This window comes from Chloroflexota bacterium, assembly GCA_013152435.1.
In the GTDB taxonomy this organism is placed as follows: Bacteria; Chloroflexota; Anaerolineae; order DUEN01; family DUEN01; genus DUEN01.
The window spans coordinates 127193-146249 of record JAADGJ010000012.1 but is presented as its reverse complement, the minus strand read 5'-3'; the positions used below and the strand labels follow the sequence as shown (position 1 = coordinate 146249).

Below are 19057 nucleotides of genomic sequence, written 5' to 3'. Positions count from 1 at the left end.
TCCTGGGAGGCCTGCAGGGCCTCCTGCCGCCGCCCCAGCTCGGAGAGTCGAGTGCCCAGGTTGTTGAGGCTCCCGGCCAGATCAGGGAGGAAGGCGTCGGGGTTGCGGTCGGCCAGCTCCCGGTAGTGCTTCACGGCCTCCTGGGAGGCCTGCAGGGCCTCCTGCCGCCGCCCCAGCTCGGAGAGTCGAGTGCCCAGGTTGTTGAGGCTCATGGCCAGATCAGGGAGGAAGGCGTCACGGTTGCGGTCGGCCAGCTCCCGATAGTGCTCCACCGCCTCCTGCGTCGCCTGCAGGGCCTCCTGCCGCCGCCCCAGCTCGGAGAGGATATTGCCCAGGTTGTTGAGGCTTGTGGCCAGGTTGGGGAGGAAGGCGTCACGGTTGTGGTCTGCCAGCTTCCGGTAGTGCTTCACGGCCTCCTGGGTGACCTGCAGGGCCTCCTGCCACCGCCCCAGCGCGGAGAGGATCATGCCCAGGTTGTTGAGGCTCCCGGCCAGGTTGGGGAGGAAGGCGTCGGGGTTGCGGTCGGCCAGCTTCCGGTAGTGCTTCACGGCCTCCTGGGTGACCTGCAGGGCCTCCTGCCGCCGCCCCAGCTCGGAGAGGGCTCCAGAGAGGTTGTTCAGAAGCCGGGCTCGTTCCTCTCCAGCCCCCTCGGGCGTTCGTTGTAATAGTGCCTGGTGGACCCCGGCCACCAGGGGTCGCCGGAGAACCGTGCGATCTGGATAGGGAAGTTCGCTCTCCAGGGTGTAGAGAAATCTCCAAGCGGCTTCCGGGCTCAGGTCGGATTCTCCCAGGATACGGTCCAGATAAGCCTGTACCTGCCTCAGCCCGGCCTGGGCCACGGTGGGATATGGATCGTGTAGATGCACGAGCGCGTCTAAGGCTCGCGACACGACCTGGGCGGCCTCGGCCGGATGCACGGCTACCTCCGCGACCGTGGGCAACGCCCGATCCAGCAGCTCCGGCTGCTCCTGCAGCCGCCTGGCCAACACGAAGTCCGCCAGAGGGTCCGGCCGAATGGGCGCCAATATCCCCCGCTCGTCTGCGTCGGCCGGATCGGCCGGCAGGAGCTGTACCAGATTCCGGGCCAGCCAGGAAGGGAGCGGTGTATGGCCGTACCTGTTCCGTGGCAACCAATCCTGTGCTTCGAGAAACGCGGCCAAGTCCTGCTCCGTCGCGAAGGTCCGGCCCAGGGTGGTCACCACCAGCACCTTTTCAACGATGCCCGCCTGTGTCAGGTCGTCTGGGACCAGGGATCTCAACCAGTCTGAATCCACTTCCGGGTTGTTTCTAAGCCGGTAGCGCCAGCGGTTGCGGATCCAGTCCCATACCCGGGCCAGGATGCTGTTCTCATCGGCTGTATCCTCCGGCCAGGGCTCCCCGGCCACGGTCAGCAGAGCCAGCAAGAGCACGTATAACGGCCGCCGGGGCAATCGGGCGGGAGGGGAGCTGTCCTGCGGTGGCTTCTGATTGATGGCCCTGGCCAGCCCTACCACGCCGGCTTGATAGATCTCCGGCAAATCCTCGGGCTCGATCTGGGGCACTTGGTGCGCTCGGGTTTCCACGGTCGGCGGCAGGGATAACTCGGGGCGTCCCACGTAACCTAGATCCGAGCCCTGCTGCAAGGCGGATCGGAACCAGCTCGGCTGGCTGCGATCCAGCAGCACCAGGGCGAAGGGGTCCTGGCGATGCCGGTTCTCGGCCAGGGCGTCCAGCAGGGCCTCTACCTCGCCGGAGCGGGTCCCTGCGTAGTCCACGATCAGCAGCGTTGGGCCGGGCGCATCCACCAGCCAGCAAGCGTTCTCCTCGGTGGCCCCATCCACGGCCAGGAAACCTGTGGACCAGCCCTCCGCTCGCAGGGCGTCCCCCACCTCCAGGAGCAGGCGGGTCTTCCCCGCACCTCCGGGGCCCACATAGAGACGCACGCCTACCCGCTGGTCCACAGGCTGTTTGGCCAATCCCCGCAGCCAGGCCAACAGCTCGTCTCGGGCCTTCTCATGAGCCTGGCTCTTGTTGTAGTCCACCAGCCTGTATTCCGGTCGCAACATGACGGGCTGCAGGCCCCATTCGGGGGCGTAGCTGCGCACGGGCCAGCGCACGTGGCGACGGGCCCGCACCCGGTCGGCCTCCAGCAGACGCAGCAGGAGGTCCTGTAGTTTCTCGCTCCCTTCCAGCAGGACGGCCAACGCCTCCACACCTACGTAATTTAGGGCTCGTTCATGGGACAGCAGCAGGCGATAGTGCTCGCGCACCAACCGCTTCACCAGGTCTTCCGTGGCCTGCTCCAGGTCCCGTAGATAAGCCGCGCCATCGCGAAGGGTCTGCCGGGCGGCCCGGTCAGGGTCCAGGCCCTGGGCGACTAGCCCGTCAGGCCCCAGACCGTGATGGACCAGTATGCCCAGGGCAGTCTCCACCGCCTGGGAGAGATCAGCGCGGTCCCTCTCGGCCTCCAACAGCTGCTGGTAATCCTTTCTCAGGGAGGCGAGAAGATCTCGGGCTTCCCGGGGTAGGCTCTTCCGCTTCGTGGTGAACAGTGCTGTGAGCTCTGCCGTCAGGGCGGCTGCTCCGGCGAGAAGCGGGCCTTCAGGGGCAGGAAACACATTCGCGGCCTCGACGAAAGCCAGCAAGGCGGCCCGTATGAGGACCCAGCCGCGTTTGGAGCCTATGGCGGGCATGTTCAACACCTCGCGCTTGAGGGGAGGAAGCCGACTTTGCCTGCTCTATTCTACCATGACAGGGAGCCTCGCCGCAACGGATATCGACTCGCTTCGAGGAGGGCAGATATGGAAATCTGCCCCTCTTGGTTTTGCTGCCATGACAGGAAACCTCGCCGCAATGGATATCGACTCTCGCTTCGAGGGGGCAGATATGGAAATCTGCCCTCCTTTGGTTTTGCTACCATGACAGGAAGTCTCGCTGCAATGGATATCGACTCGCTTCGAGGAGGGCAGATGTGGAAATCTGCCCTCCCTTGGTTTTGCTGCCATGACAGGGAGCCTCGCCGCAATGGATATCGACTCGCTTTGAGGAGGGCAGATGTGGAAATCTGCCCTCCCTTGGTTTTGCTGCCATGACAGGGAGCCTCGCCGCAACGGGTGTCGACTCTCACTTCGAGAGGGCAGATATGGAAATCTGCCCTCCCTTGGTTTTGCTGCCATGACTTCGAGAGGGCAGATATAGAAATCTGCCCTCCTTTGGTTTTGCTCGCTGGCGGCCCGTTCGGCAGCGTTCGAGCACGTCCATGCAAGCCTTCGAGAGGGCAGATATGGAAATCTGCCCTCCCTTGGTTTTGCTACTACTACTTTGGTTTTGCTTGCTGGCGGCCCGTTCGGCAACGAGCCAACGGCTGCCGATCATCCCTGGCCTTCTCTGCCCTTCATAGGTACGTGAGCCGTCCTCGGTAGCGTTCGAGCCACTGCCGATTGCTCTCGTCCCCGCCTTCCACGTTGGCGCTGACGAAGATCGGCACCTCCTCCCCCCGCTCGGATAGGATCTCCGCCGTCCGCACGACCACCGCGTTCAGGATCGCCGCCCCCGTCACCGTGGATGACGGCCCGACCCGTTGGGGCAGGCCGTCGATCTCCACCAGGGCATCCCCGATGGGCGCCCGATTGTCCAGCACCAGATCGGCGATCTCGAAGAGGCGGGGCATGCCGGGCCTGCGGGGGGCGACGGAGCGGGAGTACTGGAGCGACGTCAGGGCGATGATCCTCGCCCCACGGGCCTTGGCCGCCTGGGTGGCCTCCACCACCGTCACGTTTCGCCCCGATACGGAGACCGAGATCAGCACATCCCCCGGGCCGATGGGCGTCTCCTCGATGATCTGAGTGCCGAAGCCGGGCAGCCGCTCCAGCCGGGTGGTGAGCGTGACCGGGCGCACGTCCGTCGTCAGGCCGGGGGGGAGGATCGGGTTGATGGGCACCAACCCGCCCGCCCGATAGAAAAGCTCCTGGGCCAGGATGCCCGCGTGGGAGGGGCCGAACACGAAAATCATGTGATCGTTCATGATCGCGTCGGCCATCATCTCGGCCGCTCGCTCCATCGCCTCCACCTGCGTCTCACGGACTTCCTGTAGTAGATCGATGATCTGATCTAGGTATCTCATCAGCATCCCTTCTCCAGGGCTCTTTCTTCCGCTTCCCGTACCCGTTCGGGGCCATCCGGCAGGTTGACGCTGGGGTAGACGGTGGGCGTCAACCCCCGGGAGAGGAGCTCCTCGATGATGCCCGCCGTCACCCCCCAGAGCACGTACGCCGCGCCGATCCCGGAGGCGGGGCAGATGGGGGTATCCAGCCCCTCCACCGTGAGCATCGCGTCGCCATAGGGCGCATGGTTGTCCAGGACCAGATCGGCCGCCTCGAACAGCCGCCGGCCGCTGGGGTGCTCCGACGTGAGCCGGGAGCTGTAGGCCACCGCCGTCAGGGCGATCACGGTCAGCCCGTGGGCCCGGGCCTGTAGGGCCAGCTCCACGATGGTGGCCGATTTCCCCGACACGCTGCCGACGATCAACACGTCGCCACTGCGCAACTGGCCTCCGTCGAAGATATGCTCGATGTAGCCGATACGCTGGCGCACGTCCGGATCGGGTGGGGCGGGCCGGGTGCGGACCTCATTGTCCACATTCAGCGAGAAGGAGAGACGGCTGAGGGCGACCAGCCCCCCGGCCCGGCGAACCAGCTCGTGGGACACCAGGTGTCCGCTATCGTAGATGTGGATGGCGCCGCCCTGGGCCAGCGCGTCCGCGCACAGCCGGGCGGCCTGTCGGATCGGCTCCAGATCCGAGGCGATCTCGGAAAGCTTGGCTTGCATGGCCTCAAAGTAGCGTTCGATCAGCACGGTGACACCTCACCTCTCGAAGAGATATCGTAAAGAGCCAGCCGGCCCAGGGCGACGGCTGGCTCCTCCGTTCCGATTTGGAGCGTGGCGGCGGGGTACTCCGCCCGCAACCGCTGGCGTAGAGGGCTCAGAATGGGCTCCCCCGCGTTCAGCAGGCCGCCGGCCGCCACCACGACGAGCGCCTCCTGGGGGGAGAACAGTTGTCGGACGGTCTGGAGGCCCAGCTCCGCCAGATCGTGCGCCGCCCTGTTCACGACGCGGCGCGCCACCGCATCCCCTTCCGCTGCCGCTCGCGTGACCGCCCGGGCGAAGCCGGCGATCTCCGTGCGGCTCAGCGGCTTGCGGTAAGCCAGGCGGATCAGCGCCTTTTTGAAATCGGGATCGCGCAGGCCGAAGTGCTCGCGCACGGCCTCGATCAGGACGGTGGGCGCCTCCCGTCCCTCCCAGGCCTTCGCCGCCGCTCGCAGCCCCATCAGGCCGACGGCGTAGGCGCTGCCCTCGTCCCCCAGGAGGGAGCCCCAGCCGCCTAAGGCCATCTGGCGCCCGTCGTCCTGGCGCATCGCCCAGGCGCTGGTCCCGGTGCCGGCCACGATCGCCACGCCGTGGGGCCGGTAGTGTCCCGCCCGGGCGAACACCACCTGACCCTCCCCGTATGGCTTCCGCTCGGCCTGGGGGCATGCCCGTTGCAGGGCGTGCAGCGCGACCTCGGGGGTGCTCACCAGCGCGTAGGCGACCCGTTTCACCTCGGTGGGGATGGCGCCTGCCGCACGAAGCACGGCGGCGACGGCCTCCTCCACCGCGGCCCGCGCCTGTTCCGGCGTGGTGAAGTTCACGTTCACCGGGCCCGACTGGGCCGTCGCCAGGAGCTCACCCGTGAGATCGAAGAGGGCCGCCTGGGTGCGGGTGCCGCCTCCCTCGATGGCGATCAGAAGCCCGCTCGGTGGCATGGGCTACCCCTCGCGCAGCCAGGCCCATTGGGCGTCCAGTTGGGCTCGCAGGCTCGGGTCCATCCCGGCGAGCATCGCCTCGGCCTCCTTTTCTCGCCCCAGCGCGCGCAGCGCCAGCGCCTGATGGTATCGCAGCGGCGACTCGGGGGGATGGCTCTCCTGAGCGGCGGCCTGGTAGAACGACGCGGCCAGCTCTCGCCTCCCCAACGCGTCCGCCGCCCTCCCCGCCAGGTAGGCGATCGCCGCGTCCGCCGTCTGATGGGGGCGACCCACCCGGATGTTGGGCGGGTACTCCAGCGCCCGGCGACAGTCGGCCAGCGCGGCCTCGTAATCTCCGCGGCGATACGCCTCGCCGGCTCGTCCCAGGTATGCGTCCACGTACACCTGCCGGGCGCGCTTTTCCCCCTCCCATGGATGGAACCAGGTGGACTCCAGCAGGTCGATCGCGGCGTCGTATTCGCCGACAAGGGTGTGCAGATGGGCCAGTTGGAGCGCAACGCGATGGTCCGCCCGGACGCTGGCGGGGGCCCGGCGCAGCCAATCCAATCGCTGGCGGGGCTCCACGCCCGCCTCCCGCCCCGCCCGATCCCGCTCCAGGTGCGGGCGTACCTGGTCCGGAGCCAGCCGGACGGCCTCCTCGTAGTGCCGCAGCGCCTCTTGGTATCTGCCAGCCTGGTAGGCGGCCAGCCCCAGGTTGCGATGGGCGACGGCCAATCCCGGCTCGTGACGGACGGCGGCGCGCCACGCCTCCTCCGCCTCCGGGCGCCTCCCCAGGGCGTAGAGGATCTCGCCGCGGTACAGGTGTGCACGGGCGTCCGCCGGGTCGTGGGCCAGGGCGTAATCGAGGGCGTCCAGCGTGCTCAGCCGGTGGGGGAAGATCTCGGCGGGGGGCAGCCGGCGGGCCCGTCGGAGCGCCTGTCCAGCGGCCGCCCGATCTTCCGCCCGGTCCTGGAGGCGCCCGAGGTGATACCAGGCGATGGGGTGATCCGCGGCCGGGTGCCCCTCGTCGGTGGCCCAGGATAGCAGCTCCCGGGCTTCGTCCGTGGCCCCCAGATCGGCGTAGAAGAGGGCCACGTCCAGCCACATCTCCGGCTGGTCCATGAGCGCCGCCCGCAGCGCGTCGAAGTCCGCCGTCTCCCGGGTGGCGAACCACACCTCGGCCCAGGCCGCCCCGTCGCAATGATCCCGTTCCACGGCCGCCCGGCTGTGGCGCAGCGCTGACTCCGTCCGTCCGAGGCGGCGGAACGCCAACGAGAGGCGGGGGCCGGTCAGCGGGGAGGCCGCCTGCTCGTACAGCTCGATCGCCTCCGGCCACCGCCCCGCCCGCGCCGCCAGATCGCCCAGCGCGACGAAGGCGGGCGTGGCCCAGGCGGGATCGCGATGGAGCTGCCACAGCGTTGTCTCGGCAGCCTCGTCGTCGCCCAGGGCCGCGTGGGCCAGGCCGGACAGGTAGATCGCCTCCCCGTGATGGGGGTCCCGCTTCAACGCCTGCTCCGTGTGCTCCAGGACATCCCTCCATAGCCCCTGCCGGGCCGACAGCCGGGCCAGCCCCACGTGGGCCGCGGAGAACCCCGGATCACGGGAGAGGGCCTCTCGAAAGAGGTCTTGCGCCTCGTCGTACTCCGCCTCCGTCTCCTTCACGCGCGCGGCGACGGTTAGCTCCTCCGCCGTCATGGACGCGCGGGGTGGACGGGGCCGCTCGGGGGGAAGCGGGACGTCCGGCGTATGCACCTTCGGATCGTAGGCGATGATCGTCTCCCCGGAGATGTCGGTCACGTGTACGGACAGGCGCTCTCGGGCGGACGCGTCGAGGGAAAGCTCCGCGCTCGTCGTGAAGGGGCGCTCGGGCGCCAGATCGGCGTGGGCTTCCCAGAGGATGCGATCGCCGTCCTGCAGCGTGATGCGGCAACGCCCCAGCGGGCGGGAGGGGCAGACGCCCACCTGCACCCGGCCGTCCGTGGCCTGTAGGTTCACGGCCGCCCGATCGTTGGCCCACACGAACCCCCCGATCGCCCGCACGGGCCACCACCGCTCGTCCCAGGCGTGGACGGTCTGGGGCGGGAACATGTCCCACACGTGCTGATCGAGCTGGGGGCTGGCCTGCAACTCGACATAAGGTCCGTCGCCGTCGCTCAGGATCTCGGCCCACATCAGCCCATGCTCGTCCACGCCCCAGGTGAAGAACTTCTTCCCGGGTGCCCGGCGCGCGTCGGCGAAGTGGACCAGCCCATAGTGGGCGTCGTGGTCGTAGCACCCGAAAAAGTCACGGTGGGGTGCATACAGGAAGGCGTCGGAGCTGCCGGGGATGTTGCGGTACCATTGGAGGTCCCGGCCCTCGTGCACGGGCCAGCGGAAGCGATTCCCCCTGGATCCCCATCCGCTGCTGGCCGGGCAGATGATCTGAAGCCCGTCGGTGGCCGCCTCGGCGCTGTTGCTCCAGAAGTAGTAACGGTGGGCGATTCGGGTGGGGTTGCTCAGCCGGATGTCGACGTAAATGGCGGCGTCGTCCGGGCGAAGGGTGATCCGCACCTGCCAGCGCATGTGGGAGACCCACTCCGGGTGTCCCACGATGATGCTGGCGCTGCCGTCGTCGTTCTGGGCGATCCAGCCGTTCACGGGGGACAGCGTGTCCACATGGTGTCCCTTGCGGAAGTTCCACTCGATGCCGCCGGCGATCCAGGCCCCGCGCAGCGCGATGAGGGCGGGCTTGATGACTCGCGTCGTGTAGAACATGTCGCGCTGGCTGATCTTGTCGAGGACGCGATAGATCCGCCCGCCCAACTCCGGGAGCACCGTCACCTGGAGGTAGCGATTCTCCAGCATCAACGCCCGGTATTCGCGGCGCTCCTTCTCCGTGGAGAGGGTGTCCAGCAGAGGATACGGGTAGACGCTGGCGTTGCCCGTGAGCTGGTAGGGCGGGAAGGGATCGGGCGGCCCGATCGGATAGGTATCGAGGGCCAGGGTGGTCTCCCAGGCGCGTACGGGGGAAGCGGACATGATGGCACACCTCAAAATGCTTGTGGTGGGGAGGTCGGCCTATCCCTTCAGCGCGCCCACGGTGATGCCCTTCTGGATCCTCCCCTGGAAGATCGAATATACCAGCACGGTGGGGATCATCACGAGGGTGACCGCGGCGAAGAGGCCGCTCCAGTCGTTCAGATAATACTGCTGATGGAGCATATAGGCCAATCCCTGGGTGAGCAGGTACTTGGCGCTGTCGGACATCAGCACCAGGGGCAGGATATACTGGTTCCACATGCCCAGGAAGTTGAAGATGCCGATGCTGACCAGGCCGGGCTGCGCCAGGGGCAACATGACCCGGAAGAAGACCTGGTACTGATTGGCGCCGTCGATGATCGCCGCCTCGTGGAGTTCGGAGGGGAGCGTCTTGAAGAACCCCGTGAGGAAGAAGATGCTGAAGGGCAGCGAGTAGGCGATGTACACCAGGATGAGCCCCGTGTAGGTGTTCAGCAGGCCGAGGCCGTTCACCAGGAAGAAGAGGGGCACCAGGGCCAGGAAGACGGGGAACATCATCCCGCTCAAGAAGAGATAGAAGATGGCGCGGTTGCCCGGGAAGGGGAACCGGGCCAGGATATAGGCGGCCATCGAGGAGAAGAGCAGGGTCAGCAGCAGGGAGGGGATGACGACGACCAGGCTGTTGAAGAAGTAGGTGCCGATGTGCGCCTTGGTCCACGCGCGTGAGAAATTGTTCCACTGGGGCGTGGCCGGGAGGGACCAGGGATTGAAGAAGATCTCCTGATCCGTCTTCAGAGAGCTGTAGAGCAGCCACAGCAGGGGGAAGATCACCATGATGGCCCATGCCATCAGCAGGATGCCGATGATCAGGCGCACCAGGGTCGCGGAGATGTTGCTCGAGCCTTTCCGTCGGGTCCCGACCGGGGAGAGGGTTTCTGTCGTCATCTCAGAACTCCAGGGCCTCGCGTTGAGTCACTCGCATGAGGATGATGGAAAGCGTCAACACCAACAGGAACATGGAGACGGCGATGGCCGTGGCGTAGCCGAACTCGCTGTTCAGGAAGGCGGACTCGTACAGATAGGTCGCCAGCACGTCGGTCGCCCGGCTGGGGCCGCCCTCCGTCATCGTCTGCACGATGGTGAACATGTCGATGGCGCCGATGGCCAGGAAGACCAGGGCCGTGCGCACCGTATCCCAGAGGAGCGGCAGCGTGATCTTCCAGAAGAGCTGCCACTGGGTGGCCCCGTCGATCAGCGCTGCCTCGTAGAAGGTGATGGGGATGGACTCCATCCCGGCGATGAAGAGCACCATGTAGAACCCCACGGTCTGCCAGACCACGACGGCCCCCACGGCGCCCAGCGCGGTGGACGGGTTGCCCAGCCAGACGGGCGGCGACTGGATGCCGATCAGCTTCAGGAACGCGTTCAGGATCCCCAGGGTGGGGTGATAGACGAAGCTCCACAACACGCCGATGGCCACGACGGACATCACCTGTGGGAAGAAGAAGACGATGCGATAGAAGTTCGCAAAGCGCACCCCCTGGGTCAGGAGGAAGGCCATGAAGAGCCCGATGGCGATGATGATGATGGGCAGGGTGAACAGGTAGATGATGTTGTGCTTGAGCGCGTTCCAGAAGTACTGGTCGTGGAGCATCTTGGCGAAGTTCGCCAGGCCGATGAACTCCGGGTTGGGGGTCAGCCCTCGCCACCGGGTCAGGCTCACGTACATGGCCCGCAGGTAGGGATAGAGGACGAACGTCAGGTACAGGGCGATGGGTGGAAACAGGAAGGGGATGATGATGCGATATTTGCCGCGATACACGGAGCGCCTCCATGCGAGATACAAGGCGTCTGGCCCGCGTCCGCGCGGGACGCAGGCCAGACACGTATCCTGATACCGGTCGCCGAAGCGAGGCGTATGGCTTTAGCGGTGGTACTTCTTGATGTCCGGATCGGCCTTCACCTCGTCCGCCACCTTCTGCACGGCGTCGATGAACTCGTCCGGGGTGATGCGCTTGGTCAGCAGCTCGCCGGTGCGGTTGCTGACCTCCGTGCCCAGCTTGCGGTACCAGCTGCTGAAGCGGTAGACGAAGATCTCGTCCCCGGCGGCCGCCACGGCCTTGATGGCCGAGTCCATGGCCGAGCTCAGCTGCACGCCCTCGGTCCCGCCGATGACCGGCATCATCGAGCTGACCTCGGTGACGAAGAACTTGGCGCTGGCCTTGGACATCAGGCAACGGAGGAATTCCATACCGCCCCTGGGGTGCTTGGCCTTGGCGGGCACGAAGTAGGTCTCCCCGGAGGAGGCGTAGATCGACTCCGGCGATCCCTTGCCGCCCTGGACGCCCGGGACGGGCTCGACCACCATGTCGAAGCCCTCCGGGGTGACGCCCTTCATCTCGTTCTCCAGCCAGGTCCCGCACGGGATGAAGATGGCGTTCCCCTTCAGCCATTCGGCCTGGGCCTCGGTGTGGGTCAGGCCCTCCGTGCCCGGCATGATGAGGTCACGCACCGCGAGCTGGTACATAAGCTCGACCGCCTGCTTGACCTCGGGCGCTCGCCAGGCGTCCGGCTCCAGGTTGTCGATGTTGATGATGGCCTCGTTGCCGCCGATCTTGTAGATGAGCGGCATCAGGACGCCGAACACCATGTAGCCGGGATACTTGCCCTGGTAGGTCCAGGGGTAGATGCCCTCTTCCTTCTTCACCGTCTCGCAGAACTCCAGCATCTCGTCCCACATCTTGGGATAGGTCCATCCCTTCTTCTCGAACAGGGACTTGCTGTGCCAGATGCCGAAGACGGTGTAGGCGATGTTCAGGAAGAGCTGCTTCCCGTCGAACACGCCCACATCCTGGGAGCCGGGGAAGAGGGTCTCCTTGAACAGCTTGCCGGGGGTGTCCAGCGCCGGCGCGTTCATGAGCGGCTCCAGGTCCAGAAGCTGCCCCTCGGCGGCCAGGGCGGTGGTGTCCAGGTTGCCGGCGCCGCTGTTGTCGATGACATCGGGCGGATTGCCCGCGATGAAGCGGGGACGCAGCTGCTCGCCGACGCGCTGGATGCCCGTGACCGACATCTTCGTCTCGGGGTGCAGCTTCTCGAAGATGTCCGCGGCGTACTTGATATAGTCGATCCCGTAGCCGCCCTGGAAGAAGACGCCCTCGATGGTGACCCCCTTCTCGACGTTCAGCGGATCGATGGCCTCGGGCGCCACCTCGAAGGGCAGCTCGGGCGCTGCCGGAGCGGGCGCCTCCGGGGCCTTTGTGGGCTCCGGCGCGGGCGTGGACGGAGCGCAGGCTGCCAGCGCGCTGCCTCCCAGAACGGCGCCGGCGCCGAGGACGGCGGTGTGTTTCAGGAACTTACGGCGGGAGAGATTCTTCTGTGTGCTCATCATGCACCTCCGTTAAGGTTTTGAATGTGGATATTGGGACGGCGACGAAGAAGTGGTCGACCACTTGCCGACAGATCACGACCTGGATGGTGGGCGGCGATGGTGTGGAAGGTCCTCAGGTTTGGGTTGGCAGGACAAGCTGTTGTACGGCGCTCTCCGCTTCGGCGCCTACGTCCAACGCCACGCGCAGGCGGAACCGGTCGGAGCGGTAGACGGATTGCACGAACTCGATGGGCGTCCCGTTCGAGTCGTACGTGATCCGTTCGAAGGCTAGAAGGGGGGCCCCCACGGAGACCCCGAGCAGCTCCGCCGTCGCCTCGTCCGCCAGCGTCGCCTCCACGACCTGTTCGGCCCGCTGCAGGATGACCCTGTAGGAGCGACGCAATACGTCGTAAAGCGAGTTGGCGGCGAAGTCGAACTCGAGAAGGTTGGGGAACATCTCCAGCGATAGCCAGGCCTTCTCAATGGCCACGGGCTGGCCGTCGGCCAGGCGCAGGCGATGCAGGCACATCACCTCCGCACCCGGGGCGATGCGGAGCATCCGTGCGCAGTTGGCCGGGGCGGGGATGCGCTTCTGGGACAGCACGCGTGATGTGGGTGCCAGCCCCTGGTTTCGCATCTCCTCGGTGAACCCGGTCAGGTTGCGTAGCCGCTGCTCGATCTTGGGATCGGCCACGAAGGTGCCCTTCCCGGGTACGGTGTAGAGGCGGCCCTCCAGGATCAGGCTGCGTACCGCCTGCCGGACGGTCATCCGGCTGAGGCCGGTGAGTTCGCTCAGCTCTCGCTCGGAGGGGATCCGGTGATGGGGTGTGAGGTCGCCGTTTTCGATGGCCTCCAGCAGGGATTCTTTGAGCTGGACGTATAACGGCTTGGCCGCCTCTTTGTCGATGGCTTGTAGGAGGAGCCGGAAAGAGCTCATGTGTTTGGCTCCTTGGTGTGCTTGTGGAAGGGTGCTCTATACCAGTCTATACTAGATGATACCACGCGAGGCAAAAGATGGCAAGTGGACGACGGAGCGATCGTGCATCTTTCTTGGTGGAAACACAACGGGGAGCATTGAGGGGCGCAGCCCCTCAAAAGAAATTTTCTGATTCCGCCCCTCACCTGTCTCTCCCGGCCTTATCCACCCGAATCAGGCCGGGAGAGGGCGGGTGTCAGGCGGAAAAGAGGGTGTTTGGGCGGAGGGACCTCCCTTCGCATCACCCCTGTGGACTTGCGATGGGCGTCGCGGGTCGCCTGGCGGGATTCCCATCCTTTTGGATACACTACCGGCGGATCAGGGAAGTCGCCTGTGTGTGTATATCGTGAGGGCTTCAAGTCGTAGGGCGGGCCGGGACCCGCCCTCGCGTGGCTGGATCCAGGGGCGTGGGTACGGGCGGGGATAGTGTGGAGCCGCGTGGCGGATGAGGGCCCCGCGTGCGGCCGATCGCCCCGGTGGGAGGGTGCGCTGGGGCTATATCTCCTCGGTGTCCACCTCGATCATCTCGCCTTCCACGGTGAAGATCACGCGCTCGCAGATGTTGGTCACCCGGTCAGCGGCCCGCTCCAGGTTGTGCGCGGCCCACAGGAGGTAACTGGCTTGTTCGATGGTGCTGTGGTCGGACATCATGATGGTCAGCAACTCCCGATACACCTGGTTGTACAGGGCGTCCATCTCGTCATCTTCCTTGGGGATCTCCCGGGCGGCCGTGACGTCCCGCTCCGCGAAGGCCTTGAGCGCGCGGCTGAGCATGTCGCACGCCTTCTCGGCCATGCGGGGGATATCGATCAGCGGCTTGATGAGGGGGGCGTTGCCGATCAGCAGATTGATCTTGGAGATCCCCTTGGCGTAATCGCCTGTGCGTTCCAGCTCGGTCGCGATCTCCAGGATAGCGGCGAGGGTGCGCAGGTCGCTGGCCATGGGCTGCTGTGTGGCGATCAGGGTGAGGCAGTCCGACTCGATGGCGAACCGCTTCGCGTTGATCTGGCTGTCGTTCGCGATGATCCGGCGGGCGCATTCCTGATCCTGTCTCTTCAGACATTCCACGGATTCCAAGAGCGCCTTTTCCACCATATCACCCAGGGCCAGGATATCATCCTGGAGCCGCTGCAACTCTCGGTCAAACGTTTGTCTCAGCATGCGTCACCTCAGTGGTCGCGTGTCGCCGGGCTTCTCGGTGATCTTGGCAGGGGATCTGCAGGGATAGGGGGATATTAGCGCACATCCCGGATTTGTGCAACCCGATTTCGGCGTGGATGGGGGCGTGTCGCCTCGTCGTCGGCGTCTGCGAATGTGTCTGAAGAACACGCCACGAAGCCACCAAGACACCAAGAAGGGCATGGAAAGGAGTATAGCGAGGCCGCTTCTCACACTCGTAAGCTCTCCAAACTCTGAGGATCTTAGCTCGACTTTGTACGTTCAGGTAGCGTAACAGACGGTATCTACCAGGCGATCCAGAAGGGATCGCGGGATTTTCACCATATCCGACTCGCGAGGCGACATGCAAAAAGTCGCCGTCGGGAACCAGAGTGCTTGACGGACCCAACTGATGGCATCAGAGAAGGTGGGGTGCACCTTCACATACCAGGCAGCCTGGCGCACCGTGACCTGGTGCTGTTGGGCCAGAAGATGGGCTGCCAAAGTGATCCAAGAAAAGAGGCCCAACAGGGCGGGCGTCGTGCGGGCAATGGCTTTGTCCGACCATTGGCGTTGTGTTTCCACACCGAGGTGCATGCGGACTTCTTCAAACGTCACTTCGAGGCGCCAGCGTTGCACAAACCAGTTGACGATCTGGATGGGAGCGAGGTCGGGGTCGGTCGCCAATAGGGCGATCGTTTCATACTCCCCCTGCGGGTCACGCACCAACACCCAGCGCAGCGGGACCGGTGGTTTGCCGGGGTGGTACCAGACGGCGGTATGGGAGACGATTTCCATGGTGCGGGGATGCTGATCATACCAGGTCACGGTCACCGTTTGCCAGACAGTTTGAGCGCTGTTGAGCACGGCCTCCAGGGTGGGCAAGCGTTGGCCTTTCTTGCGGGGGCGTCCCTTGCCGGAGTAGGGAGGGGCCGGTTCATACAAAGCGGCGTCCAGGCGCAGGCGGGTAATCAGGGTCACAGGATGGGCCAACTGCTGACAGGCATGGAGAAGCTCCAGCACAGCATAGCTGTAATCGGCCACCACGACCAGCGGCCGATGGGGGATCCAGCGCCGGAGTTGAAAGATCATCTGCCGGGCCCAGTCCGTCAACGTCTTATGCCGTCGCACCGACGTTTCATAATAGCCTTCCGAGGGTGCGAGCACGGTGAGAAAGGGCAAGGCCCAAGTCCGGTGGGCCCAGGGGATCCATGTCAGCCACATCATACTGATCCAGCGCAGACCACTGGTCTTGACAAAGTGTTGCTTGCTCGAGCGCACCGCATCGCGATAGATGCCCCGGGCCGTGATCTTTAGCCCCCAACATGGTTTCATCGATCCCAAACACGAGGGGGCCCGTGCCCTTATCCAAATGGACCATCAGCAGCGCCAGCAGCATCTCGGCCACCCGGTGGGACGACCAAACCGCTCGGTTCAGCACGTGATGGTACTTGGCAAAACCGCTTTCATCGCTCACCCCCATCACTCGCAGAGCCGAGGTAACGGTGCGCTTGCCCACCGCCAGAATGGCCCCCACGAGCAGAACCTGCACCTTGACCCACGTCGAACGATGGAACAGTGGACAGAACGGCTCCAACAATGGCATAATTGCTTCGGGCAGGGTAAGCATCTTTGACCTCCTCTGGAGTAGAGTCTGGTCAAAGCTTACCTTGCCCACGCTTATTTATCAAACTTCGTACAAAGTCGAGCTTAGAGTGTGTCTGAGAAATGCCATTGCTTCTGCCCCTCCCTGGAGTTTGTCCTTTTTCTTTGAGGTCCTATATATGCGGCCTCTTTTATGGCATCCCCCTATATCTTGGTATGGGTAGCGAAGGGTACTACCCTTCGCTACCCAAAGGGCCAAACCGGAGGGAGGGGCTCTACCTCTCCGGAGAAAGCCTTTCTTCTGCCTTCGACCTGCCTGACCTCGGCCTGGGCCCTTCGGGAAGGGCCGAGAAAGGCAGGTGCAGGCCGGAAAAGTGGGGTTTTCCGTGGAGGGGACCTCCCCCTGTGGAGCTGGTCGCTGAGGGAGACCCTCAGACACCGTGCCGGTAAATTCTCAGACACGCTCTTAGTGCTTTGGTGGTTCCCATCGCATTTTCTGAGCATCTCCGGCTGTGGGCGATCGCCCGCGCTGAAATTTATGAGGCGCTCCCCTTCTCTTCCCTGCATCTCGGGGTGAAAGTGCTTTCATAGAAATTAGGTGTACTTCGTTGACACCCGGGGGAGAAAGTGGTATAATCTCCATCGAGTTGTTGCCCTCTTTATCTTCCCACATTTTCTGCTGTTTCATAATCGCTCATCGGGAGCCTCGACGGGGGCAAGGATGTCACCCTCTTTTCGAGAATGGAAGGCCGGTTGGCGTATCCGGGTGGATCCACATACCGGGAGACGTTCATCGAATCCGGCGGCTTTGCTCGATCCGTGTGGTCATCGATCGGGCGGTTTGATCATTCCTCTCCCCCGCGCCGTTACGGTTCACAGCGTATTGGTTGTAGGCGGATTGGCGCTATAGGGGAAATTGCTGAATGGCGATGCCTATCGACCCCATCCCGTTTGCTGTGGGCGTGGCGCTGGCATCAGATGAGCCGGGGGCGGAGAGAGCCTGTGTCTCCCCTCCCAGGCATTCTGTCGAGGGAAGGAGGTGGTGTGAACGGGCGACACTGGCGATGAACCGTTGATTTTCCGAGCATCCTTGCGCGTTTTCATATCTCGCCTGGAGGTGAAACCATGAGCAAGCGATCCATAACCCGTCGTGAGTTCCTTCGGCTGTCCGCGATCGTGACCGCGGGGGCCGTGTCCGCTGCGTGTGCGGGCGGTGCCGCGCCGACGCCGACGGCGGCGCCGGTGGAGGAGGCCAAGCCGACGCCGACCGCTCCGACCGGTGCCATCAAGGCTGAGGAGGCCACGCCGACTCCTGTGCCGGTGGAGGTGAGCAAGTACAACGAGGCGCCCATGCTGGCGGAGCTGGTGAAGGCTGGCAAGCTCCCGCCCGTGGACGAGCGCCTGCCGGAGGATCTGGACGTCGTCGCCCCGCAGGAGTCCATCGGCCAGTACGGCGGCACCTGGCATGCCGTGACCTGGGATCCGAGGATTCCCAACATCAAGATGTGGCTGTATGACCCGCCCATCCGCTGGAAGCCGGACTACACCGGGTACGGCCCGGGCCTGGCCTACAAGTACGAGTGGTCCGAGGACGGCACGACCGTCACCCTCTACTTCCGCAAGGGCGTCAAGTGGTCCGACGGCGAGCCCTTCACCATGGAGGACCTGAAGTTCTGGTGGGAGGATCTGGCCACTAACGAGGACTACAAGGTCGTCCAGGTGCCGTGGTGGGGTTGGAAGAGCACCCAGGAGCCCATGGATGTGGAGTTCCCCGATGACTACACCATGGTCATGAAGTGGGACACGCCGCAGTGGATCACCCCCTACATCCTGGCTCAGGGCTTCTGGGAGTGGGAGCCCTTGATGAAGCCCAAGCACTACCTCAAGCAGTTCCACCCCAAGTACAACCCCGACAGCGACTACGACACCCTGGAGCAGATGGACAAGTGGTGGGAGAATCCGGACTATCCTGTCCTCTTCGCCTGGCGTACGGTGGAGTATGTCGCCGGTGAGCGGGCGGTGCTGGAGCGCAACCCCTACTACTGGAAGGTGGACACGGAGGGCAACCAGCTCCCGTACATCGACAAGCTGGATATCGCCATCGTGCCGGAGAAGGAAGTCCGGGTGCTCCAGATCTCGCAGGGGAAGTACGACTGCACCTTCCGTGGCACCGACGACCCGCGCGACATCCCCTTCCTGGCCGAGCAGGCCGAGTCCGGTGGCTACCACCTGCAGGAGGGCTGGATGAACGGCGCCGGCGGCTGGCCGTGCTGGCTGATCAACCAGGACTTCGTCGATGACGAGGAGATTCGCGACGTCCTGCGGGATAAGCGGTTCCGCAAGGCCATCTCCGTGGCGCTGGATCGCGAGCATCTCATCGACGTGGTGTGGGATGGCATCGGCACGCCGCAGCAGGCCACCATCAGCCCGCAGTCGTGGCACTTCGCCAGCCCGGAGGGCCAGAAGGTCTTCAAGGAGTGGCAGCAGGCCGACGCCGAGTACGATCCGGACAAGGCCAAGGCCTGGCTGGATGAGATGGGCATGGTGGACCAGGATGGCGATGGCTGGCGCGAGCTGCCCAGCGGCAAGAAGTTCGAGCTCATCATCGATGTGGGTCTGTGGGGTGGTGAGCAGGTTCCGGTCGAGGGCTCCCAGGTGCTGAAGGAGGCCCTGGAGGCGGTCGGGATCAAGTGCATCCTGAACAACCTGCAGGGGCAGCCGGATTGGGACCTGCGGCAGCGAGAGGGGAAGTACATGCTGCGTGCTGCCCACGCCTCCGAGGTGGACATCTGGACCTATCCCGACTGGATCTTCCCCACCCGGGGCAATCGAGCCTGGCCCATGGAGGGCAAGTGGAACGAGACGGGTGGCAAGGAAGGGTGGAAGCCGGAGCCTGGAAGCCCCGCCGATCGGCTGCTGAAGCTCTACAAGAAGGGGCTGGCCGAGCCGGATATCGAGAAGCGGCATGAGATCGTGTGGGAGGCCATCCGCATCCACATCGAGGAAGGGCCGTTCACGCTCGGCGCGGCGGGCGACCAGCCGATGCCCGTGGTGGTCAAGAACAACTTCCACAACGTGTCCAACTACGGCATCCTGGGCCCGTGGGCGCCTGGCAGCCCCGGCAACCAGCATCCGGAGCAGTACTGGATCGAGCAGTAACCGTAGTGGACAACATGGCGGGGACCCGTCCGCCAT

The 19057-nt window shown here is 64.8% G+C and carries 11 protein-coding genes and 1 pseudogene; 1 reads left to right on the top strand and 11 read right to left on the bottom strand.

What is annotated here, in order from left to right; translation table 11 throughout:
- The 11 genes and pseudogenes from GXP39_01755 to GXP39_01705 all read right to left on the bottom strand — a co-directional run.
- On the bottom strand, window positions 1-1028 hold a 1028-nt coding region (locus tag GXP39_01755), incomplete at its 3' end, for a tetratricopeptide repeat protein (GenBank protein NOZ26765.1).
- Window positions 1029-3373: 2345 nt separating this feature from the next.
- Window positions 3374-4102, bottom strand: coding sequence for an SIS domain-containing protein (locus GXP39_01750; protein NOZ26764.1), 729 nt, complete (start codon window positions 4100-4102; stop codon window positions 3374-3376).
- A complete protein-coding gene (locus GXP39_01745; GenBank protein NOZ26763.1) occupies window positions 4102-4833 on the bottom strand; it encodes a sugar isomerase domain-containing protein in 732 nt (243 codons plus the stop codon). Before GXP39_01745 ends, GXP39_01750 begins: the two co-directional genes overlap by 1 nt.
- The gene (locus GXP39_01740) at window positions 4827-5780 is read right to left on the bottom strand and encodes a hypothetical protein (GenBank protein ID NOZ26762.1); all 954 of its coding nucleotides are present in this window, start codon (window positions 5778-5780) and stop codon (window positions 4827-4829) included. The genes GXP39_01745 and GXP39_01740 overlap by 7 nt, the downstream gene beginning before the upstream one ends.
- 3 nt (window positions 5781-5783) lie before the next feature.
- Window positions 5784-8777 (bottom strand): DUF5107 domain-containing protein, encoded by a 2994-nt coding sequence (locus tag GXP39_01735; protein ID NOZ26761.1) that lies wholly within the window; start codon window positions 8775-8777, stop codon window positions 5784-5786.
- A gap of 39 nt (window positions 8778-8816) precedes the next feature.
- Window positions 8817-9701, bottom strand: coding sequence for a carbohydrate ABC transporter permease (locus tag GXP39_01730; protein ID NOZ26760.1), 885 nt, complete (start codon window positions 9699-9701; stop codon window positions 8817-8819).
- Between the two features lies 1 nt (window position 9702).
- Window positions 9703-10578 (bottom strand): sugar ABC transporter permease, encoded by an 876-nt coding sequence (locus GXP39_01725; protein ID NOZ26759.1) that lies wholly within the window; start codon window positions 10576-10578, stop codon window positions 9703-9705.
- 102 nt (window positions 10579-10680) lie between these two features.
- Complete coding sequence (gene ngcE, locus GXP39_01720; protein ID NOZ26758.1) at window positions 10681-12144, bottom strand: carbohydrate ABC transporter, N-acetylglucosamine/diacetylchitobiose-binding protein; 1464 nt, start codon at window positions 12142-12144, stop codon at window positions 10681-10683.
- A gap of 112 nt (window positions 12145-12256) precedes the next feature.
- Window positions 12257-13060: a GntR family transcriptional regulator gene (locus GXP39_01715; protein NOZ26757.1), complete on the bottom strand. Its 804-nt coding sequence runs from the start codon at window positions 13058-13060 to the stop codon at window positions 12257-12259.
- Window positions 13061-13594: 534 nt separating this feature from the next.
- Window positions 13595-14260 carry a phosphate signaling complex protein PhoU gene (gene phoU / locus GXP39_01710; protein NOZ26756.1) on the bottom strand — a complete coding sequence of 222 codons (666 nt, stop codon included), beginning with the start codon at window positions 14258-14260 and terminating at the stop codon, window positions 13595-13597.
- Between the two features lie 279 nt (window positions 14261-14539).
- Window positions 14540-15887, bottom strand: a pseudogene (locus tag GXP39_01705) (transposase).
- Window positions 15888-16987: 1100 nt separating this feature from the next.
- Here GXP39_01705 and GXP39_01700 point away from each other — a divergent pair.
- Complete coding sequence (locus GXP39_01700) at window positions 16988-19021, top strand: hypothetical protein (protein ID NOZ26755.1); 2034 nt, start codon at window positions 16988-16990, stop codon at window positions 19019-19021.
- Window positions 19022-19057 lie beyond the last annotated feature (36 nt).

Bases quoted from the DNA above. Each gene is read 5' to 3' on its own strand.
- GXP39_01750 (NOZ26764.1), bottom strand. From the start codon at position 4,102: ATGAGATACCTAGATCAGATCATCGATCTACTACAGGAAGTCCGTGAG.
- GXP39_01740 (NOZ26762.1), bottom strand. From the start codon at position 5,780: ATGCCACCGAGCGGGCTTCTGATCGCCATCGAGGGAGGCGGCACCCGC.
- GXP39_01735 (NOZ26761.1), bottom strand. From the start codon at position 8,777: ATGTCCGCTTCCCCCGTACGCGCCTGGGAGACCACCCTGGCCCTCGAT.
- GXP39_01730 (NOZ26760.1), bottom strand. From the start codon at position 9,701: ATGACGACAGAAACCCTCTCCCCGGTCGGGACCCGACGGAAAGGCTCG.
- ngcE (NOZ26758.1), bottom strand. From the start codon at position 12,144: ATGATGAGCACACAGAAGAATCTCTCCCGCCGTAAGTTCCTGAAACAC.
- GXP39_01715 (NOZ26757.1), bottom strand. From the start codon at position 13,060: ATGAGCTCTTTCCGGCTCCTCCTACAAGCCATCGACAAAGAGGCGGCC.
- phoU (NOZ26756.1), bottom strand. From the start codon at position 14,260: ATGCTGAGACAAACGTTTGACCGAGAGTTGCAGCGGCTCCAGGATGAT.
- GXP39_01700 (NOZ26755.1), top strand. From the start codon at position 16,988: ATGAGCAAGCGATCCATAACCCGTCGTGAGTTCCTTCGGCTGTCCGCG.